This window comes from Dietzia sp. HMSC21D01, from assembly GCF_001815995.1.
Lineage (GTDB): Bacteria > Actinomycetota > Actinomycetes > Mycobacteriales > Mycobacteriaceae > Dietzia > Dietzia cinnamea.
Map to the genome: position 1 here is coordinate 1 of NZ_KV824060.1, position 8,900 is coordinate 8,900.

The 8,900-nt window shown below is 72.2% G+C and carries 10 protein-coding genes; all 10 read right to left on the reverse strand.

Features of this window, described 5'->3' with window-relative positions; translation table 11 throughout:
• The coding region (locus tag HMPREF3086_RS14455) for a hydrogenase subunit MbhD domain-containing protein (protein WP_070722576.1) at positions 1-719 on the reverse strand (719 nt) is incomplete at its 3' end.
• Positions 716-1,012: a cation:proton antiporter gene (locus tag HMPREF3086_RS14460; RefSeq protein ID WP_061914123.1), complete on the reverse strand. Its 297-nt coding sequence runs from the start codon at positions 1,010-1,012 to the stop codon at positions 716-718. The genes HMPREF3086_RS14455 and HMPREF3086_RS14460, both read right to left, overlap by 4 nt.
• The gene (locus HMPREF3086_RS14465; RefSeq protein WP_061914125.1) at positions 1,009-1,275 is read right to left on the reverse strand and encodes an MrpF/PhaF family protein; all 267 of its coding nucleotides are present in this window, start codon (positions 1,273-1,275) and stop codon (positions 1,009-1,011) included. Before HMPREF3086_RS14465 ends, HMPREF3086_RS14460 begins: the two co-directional genes overlap by 4 nt.
• Before the next feature lie 27 nt (positions 1,276-1,302).
• Positions 1,303-2,688, reverse strand: a complete 1,386-nt coding sequence (mgtE, locus tag HMPREF3086_RS14470; protein WP_061914127.1) for a magnesium transporter — start codon at positions 2,686-2,688, stop codon at positions 1,303-1,305.
• Position 2,689: 1 nt separating this feature from the next.
• On the reverse strand, positions 2,690-3,040 hold the full coding sequence (locus tag HMPREF3086_RS14475; protein ID WP_063935410.1) for a cation:proton antiporter: 351 nt from the start codon (positions 3,038-3,040) through the stop codon (positions 2,690-2,692).
• A 5-nt stretch (positions 3,041-3,045) separates the two neighbouring features.
• Complete coding sequence (locus HMPREF3086_RS14480; RefSeq protein WP_061227546.1) at positions 3,046-3,318, reverse strand: monovalent cation/H+ antiporter complex subunit F; 273 nt, start codon at positions 3,316-3,318, stop codon at positions 3,046-3,048.
• Positions 3,315-3,635 carry a Na+/H+ antiporter subunit E gene (locus HMPREF3086_RS14485; RefSeq protein ID WP_168169102.1) on the reverse strand — a complete coding sequence of 107 codons (321 nt, stop codon included), beginning with the start codon at positions 3,633-3,635 and terminating at the stop codon, positions 3,315-3,317. Before HMPREF3086_RS14485 ends, HMPREF3086_RS14480 begins: the two co-directional genes overlap by 4 nt.
• An 8-nt stretch (positions 3,636-3,643) precedes the next feature.
• Positions 3,644-5,212, reverse strand: coding sequence for a proton-conducting transporter transmembrane domain-containing protein (locus HMPREF3086_RS14490; RefSeq protein WP_061227544.1), 1,569 nt, complete (start codon positions 5,210-5,212; stop codon positions 3,644-3,646).
• Positions 5,209-5,541, reverse strand: coding sequence for a sodium:proton antiporter (locus tag HMPREF3086_RS14495; RefSeq protein ID WP_061227543.1), 333 nt, complete (start codon positions 5,539-5,541; stop codon positions 5,209-5,211). The genes HMPREF3086_RS14490 and HMPREF3086_RS14495 overlap by 4 nt, the downstream gene beginning before the upstream one ends.
• Positions 5,538-8,609 carry a hydrogen gas-evolving membrane-bound hydrogenase subunit E gene (mbhE, locus tag HMPREF3086_RS14500; protein ID WP_070722578.1) on the reverse strand — a complete coding sequence of 1,024 codons (3,072 nt, stop codon included), beginning with the start codon at positions 8,607-8,609 and terminating at the stop codon, positions 5,538-5,540. Before mbhE ends, HMPREF3086_RS14495 begins: the two co-directional genes overlap by 4 nt.
• Positions 8,610-8,900 lie beyond the last annotated feature (291 nt).

Below are 8,900 nucleotides of genomic sequence, written 5' to 3' on the forward strand. Positions count from 1 at the left end.
CCGGCGGCGAGGATCGCCGTGCCGGCCAGCATCGCCCCGCCCTGGAACGCGCCGCCGGGTTGGTAGGCGCCGGCGAACAGCAACCAGGCGGCCAGCAGAAGCAGGACGGGCGAGGCCACGCGGAGGAAGTCCACGAGTGTCCCGGGAGGGCGGGTGGTGGACCCGGCGTCGCGCGCCGCCGGTGCGGACCCGGGCGGGGCCGCCGAGGCGAGCGCGTAGGCACCCACCACCGCGACGAGCAGCACCGCCACCTCCAGCAACGTGTCGTAGGCGCGGAAGTCCAGGAGCACGGCGGTGATGTCGTGCCCCACCGCCGCCGAGGGCATGGCCTCATCGACCACGCCGGTGAGCGGGGCGGCGTCGCCGGAGTCGTTGGCGGAGAGGACTCCGGAGACGAGGCCGACGACGAGGCCGGCCCCGCCGAACGCGGCCGCGGCCCACGCGATGATCCGTCCCCGGCCCCGCCCCGTAGTCGCCTCGGAGGACCGGCGATTGGCGAGGGCGTCGACGAGCAGGGCCGAGGTGACGCCCGTCCCGATCGCCGCCTCGGCCAGGGCGACGTCCGGGGCACGCACCGAAGCCCACAGGGCCGCCAGCAGCCCGCCGAGGAGGATGAACGTCACCACCGATGCGAGGCGGTCGCGCACGAGCAGCGCCACCGCCGCGGCCGTGATCACCGCGCCGCCCACGGTGAGGTCGAGGATTCCCGGGGCGGTCACGGCGACGCCTCCCTGTCGGAACCGAGCAGGGTCGCCCCGACCGCGGCCGCACCCATGCCGAGGACCCACACCAGGAGAAACGCCGCCGCGGCCCAGAGGCTGTCGGACGCCAGGGCCAGGGCGAGCATGACGAACCCGAGTCCGAGCGTGTCGGCCTTGGTGACGGCGTGCAGCCGGCTGCGCAGGTCGGGGAAGCGGAGCAGCCCCACGGTCCCGGCGGTGAAGAACAGTAGGCCCGCCGCGGCGGACAGGATCACCGCGACGTCGCGGGCCACGTGCAGCGTGTCGGTCATCGGCCCCCCGGTTCCGCGGTGACGATCGTGACCGTGACGACCAGAGCGAGCGCCACCAGGGCCAGGGCGGCCGACCGCACCGCCGGGGCGCCTGACAGAACGGACAGGGTGCACAGCAGCGCCGCGCCGGTGGTGCCCGCCAGCACCACGCCCGTCACCCGGTCGCGGTATGTGGGACCACGCACGACCCGCACGAGGCACGCCAGGATGTTGATGACGAGAGCGACCACGAGGAGTTGCAGCGCCACCTGCACACCGTCCATTGCTCGCGTCACCTCCTTCTCTCCTGCTTACAGGCCCAGGACGGCCCGCGCTATGAGGAAGTACACGACCAGCCCCGTGGCATCGACGAATGTGGTGATGAACGGGTTGGAGAACACGGCCGGGTCCGCGCGGACGGCCTGGGCGAGCAGCGGCATGAGCCCGCCGACCGTCGCGGCGATCGTGCACAACGCTAGCAGAGTGAGCCCGATGACGAGGCCGAGGTCGGCGTCGTAGACGAGCCCGGTGACCGCGAAGCCCACCGCACCCAGGACGAGTCCGAGGGTGAACCCGGCCCGGATCTCCTGGCCGAGCACCCGCAGGGCGTCGCGTGGGCGCACGTCGCCGAGCGCGAGCGCACGGGTGACGGTGGTGGCGGCCTGGTTGCCGGTGTTGCCGCCGGTGCCGATGATGAGCGGGACGAACAACGACAGCGCCACCACCTGCTCGATGGTCGCCTCGAACACCTCGAGGACCTGCACCGTCAGCGCGGCGCCGAACGCCAGCACGAGCAGCCACACGACGCGGGAACGCACCAGCGTCCGCACGGGCGTGGCGAGGTAGGGGCGCCGGAGCGGTTCGGAGCCACCGGCACGTGCGGTGTCCTCGGTCTCGGCGTCCTCGAGGATCCGCAGTGCGTCGTCGAAGGTGAGGATGCCTACCAGCCGGTCCTCGTCATCGACGATCGGGAGGGCGATGAGGCGCTCGTCCGCGGAACGGCGTGCGGCCGCCTCGGCGGATTCGCGGGCGCGTGCGGTGATCGCCGGGTTCATGAGTTCACGCACCGGCGTGCCCGGCTCCGCACGCATGATCGCGCGCAGTCCCACGATCCCCACCAGGCGCCGTTGGTCGTCGGTGACGGGGATCGCGTAGATCGTCTCCGCCTGGTCGATCCGTCGCCGGACCCGCTCGAGGGTCTCGCCGGCGGTGACGTCGGGGTGGGTGGAGACGAACTCCGGGCTCATCCGTCGGCCCACCGAGCCGGTGGGGTAGTCGAGCACCGCCGCGGTGAGCGCCTGCTCGTCGTGGTCGAGCTCCCGCAGGAGCCGCGTGGCCACGTGGGCGGGGAGCTCGTCGACGAGCCCGGCGCGGTCGTCGGGGTCGAGATCGGTGAAGAGCTGGTTGACACGGTCCGCGTGCAGTTCCCGGATCAGCTCGGACTGCAGCGGCGGGTCGAGCGCCTCGAAGACCACCAGGGCGGTGCCCTTGGGCAGGAGCCGGAAGACGACGGCCCGGTCCCTGGCGCCACTGCGCTCGAGGACATCCACGACCAGCGAGGGCGGCAGAGCCTCGACCATCTCGGCCGCGGCGTGCAGATCCCCTGCGCCGATGAGGGCGTCGAGCCGTCGTGCGGCCTCGGCCGGGTCGCGGACGGTCACCGCTCCCGGCGAACGCGCATCATCTGGCCCGGTCATGTCACCCCTCGTCGGCGATGTCGTCGTAGGCGGTCAGCGGGTCGAGCCGGCCGTCGGCGCGGTAGGCGGCCCGGGCCAGGGTGATGGAGGCGACCGTGGTGACGACCACCGTCGCGCCGAGCGCCACCAGTGCCATGAGGGTCGCCATCCAGGTGAACCCGGTGGTCAGCTCGTGCACGTACGCCGACAGGATGAACAGCATCATGCCCAGGCCGGTCGCCACGGACAGGATGTTGATGCGGGTCAGCGCGTCGCCGGCGCGTGACATGGTCACCGCGGCCACCAGGAAACACAGTGACCCGAGCAGGGCCAGGACGCCGATCAGCAGGTCCGTGATCATCGAGGTGTCCATCGCGATCACCGTTGTCCCCGGGAGAGCAACCGCGCGAGCGCGACGGTCGAGAGGATCCCGATGAGGGAGCCGAGCATGACGACGTCCAGCGCCACCGCCGACCCCTGGCGGATGACGAACAGCACGAACAGCGCCACCGCGCAGAAGTAGCTCAGATCGGCCATGACGGCGCGGTTGGCGTCTCCGGGCCCGCGCACGGCCCGGACGGCCGCGACCACCATGCTCGCGACGACGATCACGGTCGACGCCCCCAGAAGAACCGTCAGGAGCGGACTCACGCGTCATCACCTCGCAGGACGGACAGCACCCGGTTCTCCGTCTGACCGAGCAATTCAATCATCTCCTCCCGTGGACCGCCCAGCACCACGTGGACCCACATCTCGTCGTCGCCGATGACCGTCACGAGAGTTCCCGGCGTGACGGTGATGGCCCAGGCCAGCGCGGTGATCTCCACGTCGGTGCGGCAGCGCATGGGGTACCGCACCAGCACCGGGGTGCCGATGGGGCCTGGGGTGACGGCCTCCTTGGCCAGCGCCCACGACGACAGGACGACGTTCCACAGCAGCCAGCCCAGGACGAGCGGGGCGCGGAGCACGCGGCGGATCACGAGGCGCCCCCGATCGTCGACTCCGTCACGGCCTCCGGTCCGTCGAGGACGGCCGTGACGTAGGCGTCGGTGTCGACGAGGCCGGTGACCGCCCGGTCCACCTCGGGCGCGACCGCTCCGTAGCCGAGGAAGAACACCACGGACACGGCGGCGAGTGCACCGCCGGGCACGAGCAGTCCCGCGGGCACGCGGGGAGCCGGGCGGGCTTCATCGCCGTCCTCGTCGCCCTCCTCGTCCTCGTCGCAGGGATCGGCGTCACCCGTGTGTCCGAGCGACGGACCGCCCCACATGGTGCCGCGCCACAGCCGGAGCATGGCGACGAGGCCGATGAGGGAGGCGACGAGGACGACGACGACGGTGACGACCCCCCACGCGCCGCCCGCCCCGAGGGCGGCGTCGACGACCTCGAGCTTGCCGATCAGTCCCGAGGTGGGGGGCAGTCCGACGAGGGCCGCGATCGCGATCACGATGAGGACGGCCAGCGGGCGATCGCGGTACCACAGCCCGGACAGCCCGCCGAGCTGCCCGCTGCGGTAGACGTGCTCGGCGGCGCCGAACAGCATCACCAACGCGCCGATGGTCACCATGTGGTGGATCATGTAGACGATCGCCCCGCCGGGGGCTTGCGCGACGGCCAGGGCGGCGAGGATGACGCCGACGCCCGAGACCATCTGCCACGCGAGGATCTCGCGGACCCCGACCGGGGAGGCCGAGGCGACGGCGCCCCACAAGGTGGTCACGAGCGCGACCACCAGCAGGACCCGCCCCCACGCGGGGTCGAGGTCGAACACGGTCGCCCAGATGCGGATGACCGCGTAGAGGGCGACCTTGGTGTGCAGTGCCGAGAACAGCGCCATGACGCCGGAGGAGGTCCCGGGGTAGGCGCGCGGCAGCCAGCCGTGGACCGGCACGGCACCGGCCTTGATGCAGAGCGCGATCAGCACGACACTCACCGCGGCGGCGACGCGTCCGTCCTCCTGCGCGGCACCTGCGAGTACGGCGAGGTTGACGGTGCCCGCGGACGCGTAGACGAAGCCGACGCCGGCGAGAAGCAGTGTCGAGGTGAGGAGGTTGATGACGACGAACAACCGGCCGACGCCGAGGCGCCGCCACGTGCCCGTCATCGCGATGAGGGCGTACGAGGGCAGCAGCATGACCTCGACGAAGACGAAGAGGTTGAACAGGTCGCCGGTGAGCAGGGCGCCGTTGGCCCCCGCGAGGAGCAGCAGCGCGAGCGGTGCGAAGTAGCGGCTGCGGCCGAACTCCCCGGTGCGGTCACAGAAGATCAACGACGCTAGCGCGACCACGCCCGTGGCGACCAGCATCAGGGCGGTGAAGGTGTCCGAGACGAACGGGATCGCGACGCCGGGGACGAACCCGCCGACCGAGCCGGCGATGACGGGCTCGGATCGGTGTCGCACGAGGAGCGCGACACCCGCCACCGCGGTGGCCGCCGGGACGGTCAGGGTCACGAGTCGGCCGACCGTGCGCGACGGCAGGATCGCGGTCACGGCGGCGGCCATCACCGGGATGGCGGCCAGCAGCGGCAGCAACAGGGCGGTCACGGCGCGGGCTCCTCACCGGTCGGCGGGACGTTGTGGGTGTCGTCGTCGCGACTCACCACGGCGAGGGAGAGCATGAACACGGTCACCGCGAGAGTGATGACGATCGCGGTGAGGACGAAGGCCTGGGGGAGCGGGTCGGCGGAGACGTCGAGCCCGTTGACGCCCTCCAGCGGCTCGGCGCGCCACGCGGCGACCCCGGCGCTGAGGAGCGCGAGGTTGACGGCATGGCTGATGAGCGACAGCCCGAAGACCACGCGGACCATGCCGCGCTGCATCATCAGGTAGACGCCGCCCGCGGTGAGGACGCCGATCATGATCGCGATCGTCACGGGGCGACCTCCTCGACGCCGCGGCCCTCGCCGCGATCCCCGTCACGATCCCGGCCGGGGCTCGCGTCCTGCCGGGCCCGGCGACCGCGCGCGCTCACACGCCGACCGGTGTCGGGCTCATCCGGGCCGGGGACCACCTCGATGGGTGCGCGTCCCGCGCCGAGCGTGTTGAAGGCGGTCATGACCAGGCCGAGCACGCCGGCGAAGACGCCGAGATCGAAGATGAGGGCGCTCGACAGGTGCTGTCCCGCCACGTACCAGCGGGCGGGCTGGAGGAACTGCCCGAGAAAGTAACCACCGATGCCGGTGAGACCCGCCACGACGAGTCCGCCGCCGATGAGCGCGACCGGGGTGGACGGCCGGCTCACCGGGCGGTCCGACTCACGGGCGAGATAGATCAACGCGAACGCGCAGGCGGCGACGAGGGCCGCGATGAACCCGCCGCCGGGCTCGTTGTGGCCGCGCCACAGCAGCATCACGGAGACCACACCGAGGATCGGCGTCACGGCGCGCGCGAGCAGCTTCAGCGGCACGGTGTTGCGGGTGGCGTCCTCCAGCGCCTCCGCCGCGGTCCCGGTGCTCTGCACGGTGCCCGGCAGCGGGTCGGCGGCGGGCGGCGGGTCGATGGCCAGGGCGGTGGCCCGCACCGAGCCGAGGACCCCGAGGATCGCGATGCCGGCGACACCCAGAACGGCGACCTCGCCGAAGGTGTCGAGCGCACGGAACTCCACCAGGATGGTGTTGACGACGTTGCTGCCGCCGGTGATCTCCGGCCCGTTCTCCAGCAGGTACATGCCGACCGGGGACCGCTCGCGGCGTCCGGTGAAGACGAGGACGCCGATGGTGGCCGTGATCCCCGACAGCACGGCCAGGATGATGGCAGCGGTGTTCCGGGGGCGGGAGGCGGCGATGAAATCGCGGGGCAGGCGCCGAAGGACCAGCACGAACATGATGACGGTGAGGGCCTCGACCAGGAGTTGGGTCATGCCGACATCGGGTGCCCCGAGTCCGAAGATCTGGATGGTCACGGCGATGCCGACCGCGGACAGCAGCACGGCCGCGGCGAGCCGGGAGTGGGCGGCGCACAGTCCGAGGACGCCGACGATCACGACGATGAGCAGGACGACGTCGATCGACCTGTCGAGTCCCCCGACGCGCGGGGGGATCGTCGTGCCGGTGGCCAGTGCCCATCCGCCGATCCCGACCGCGTAGACGGTGAGGACGGCCAGCAGCGCGCCGGCGTGACGGGCGGGCGAATCCGACGCGGTGGGCCGGACGAGGGCGCGCCCGGCGCGGGTGACGGCGGAGGTCAGGGACTCCAGCACGGAGGCGCCGGTGAACGGCAGCAGCTCTCGGTCCAGCAGGCGGTCGACCGCGCGGCGGCGCCACACCAGCAAAGCGCCGACCACGAGGATCAGAGCGGTGAGCCCGACCTCGAGGGTGAGCCCGTGCCACAGGACGAAGTGGGCCTCGAAGAGCAGATCCGCCTCGTCGGCGCCGGCGGGCAGGCCGCGGTACTCGGCGAATCCCCGCTCCACCGGCTGCCATCCGAACGGCCCCGCGGCCGCCTTGGCGACGGCGGTCATGGGCGCGTCGAAGATCCCCACCACGAGTGCGAGCGGTAGTCCGATCGCGGCGGGCAGGGCCGCGGGCAGCCACAGGCTGACCGGCGCCTCGTGGACCTCCCCCACGTCCTTCGCGGGACGCGAGGGATCGCGGTAGGCGCCGAGGAACCCGCCCAGCACGATCCGCGCGCAGTAGAGGAAGGTGAGGATCGCCCCGATCACCGCGGCGGCCAGCAGCGCGGTGACCGCGACCGGCTGCCCGCCGGCGACGTCGCCGAACGCGATGAGCATGGACTCCTTGGACACGAAGCCGAGGGTCGGCGGGACGGCGGCCATGGCGGCCGCGCCCAGCACGGTGGCGCCGAACGCCCACGGCATGCGCCGCCACAGCGGGCCCAGGTCGCGGATGTCGCGCGCGCCCGCCTCGTGGTCGATCACGCCGACGAGCATGAACAGGCCGGACTTGAACAGGGCGTGGGCGACGGTGTGCAGCGCGGCGGCGGCGAGCGCCTCCTGCGTTCCCACGCCGATCGCCGCGGTGATCCACCCCAGCTGGCTCACGGTCGAGTAGGCCATGAGCTGCTTGAGGTCGGTCTTCTGCAGCGCGAACACGGCCGCCATCACGGCCGTGCCCATGCCCACGGACACGAGCAGGGCGTTCCAGACGGGGACGTCGTGGAAGGCGGGGGAGAAGCGCATGAACAGGAAGATGCCGGCCTTCACGACCGCCGCGGCGTGGAGATACGCGCTCACGGGGGTCGCCGCGGCCATGGCGTCGGGCAGCCAGAAGTGGAACGGGAACTGCGCGGACTTGGTGAACGCGGCCACCGCGAGCGCCACGGCGACCGCCGCGGTGAACCCGGGATCGGTGTACCAGACGTCGTGGGACAGGGCCTCGGAGATCGAGGTGGTGCCGGTGCGGATCCACATGGCCACGAGCGCGCCCAGCAGCACCAGCCCGCCGACGACCGTCACGGTGAGCGTGCGGAAGGCGGAGGCGTACGCGGGGCGGCCCGAGTTGGCGATCAGCGCGAACGACGCGAGCGACGTGAGCTCCCAGCACACGTACAGCAGCACCATGGAGTCGGTGAGCACGAGTCCCAGCATCGAGACCGTGAACAGGGTCATGAGCTGGAAGAAGCCGTAGTGCTGTGGGCCGCGCGTCCGGGCCCGGCCGTCGCCGTGCGCCTCACCGCCGGACAGGTACGACGACGAGTAGATCAACACCACAGCGCCGATCACCAGCGCGAGCATCGCGAAGAGCAGTCCGGTGGGATCGGCGAACAGGTCCAGGGTCCAGTGGCGGGCCGGCACCCAGGGGATCCGCACCACCTCGGTGGGCATCCCCGACAGGGCCAGCGAGAGCGGCGACAGGAGGGCGAACGCGCCCAGGAGGTAGAGCGCTGCGAGCGGCCATCCCGCACCGCGCCCGAGCCACCTCGTGAGCGGCCACGCGAGAAGCGTAGCCAGGCCGGCCGAGGCGATCGCGAGGACGGGGCTCATGGCTCCTTCCTGCCCGGCGCGGCAGAGGTCGCTGTGCGGTGGCGTGCGGCGATGCGGGCGAACGAGTGCCCGGATCGGGGGTGCGGGACAGGCCAGAGTCTAACAACCCCCTCGGACACCGATACGGGGGCATGCCGAGTGACCTGCGGGAACCCGCACCCCACCGGATTACGATCCGGCCATGACCACCTCGGATTGCCCCTCCGGCCCCTCAGTGGACACCGACGTACTCACCCCGGTCGGCGACCCCCCGTCCGCCCACGAGCCCGCACCCACCGGCTACCCCGAGGG

Coding starts and splice junctions, on each gene's coding strand:
- HMPREF3086_RS14460 (WP_061914123.1), bottom strand. CDS start 1,012: ATGACCGACACGCTGCACGTGGCCCGCGACGTCGCGGTGATCCTGTCC.
- HMPREF3086_RS14465 (WP_061914125.1), bottom strand. CDS start 1,275: ATGGACGGTGTGCAGGTGGCGCTGCAACTCCTCGTGGTCGCTCTCGTC.
- mgtE (WP_061914127.1), bottom strand. CDS start 2,688: ATGACCGGGCCAGATGATGCGCGTTCGCCGGGAGCGGTGACCGTCCGC.
- HMPREF3086_RS14475 (WP_063935410.1), bottom strand. CDS start 3,040: ATGGACACCTCGATGATCACGGACCTGCTGATCGGCGTCCTGGCCCTG.
- mbhE (WP_070722578.1), bottom strand. CDS start 8,609: ATGAGCCCCGTCCTCGCGATCGCCTCGGCCGGCCTGGCTACGCTTCTC.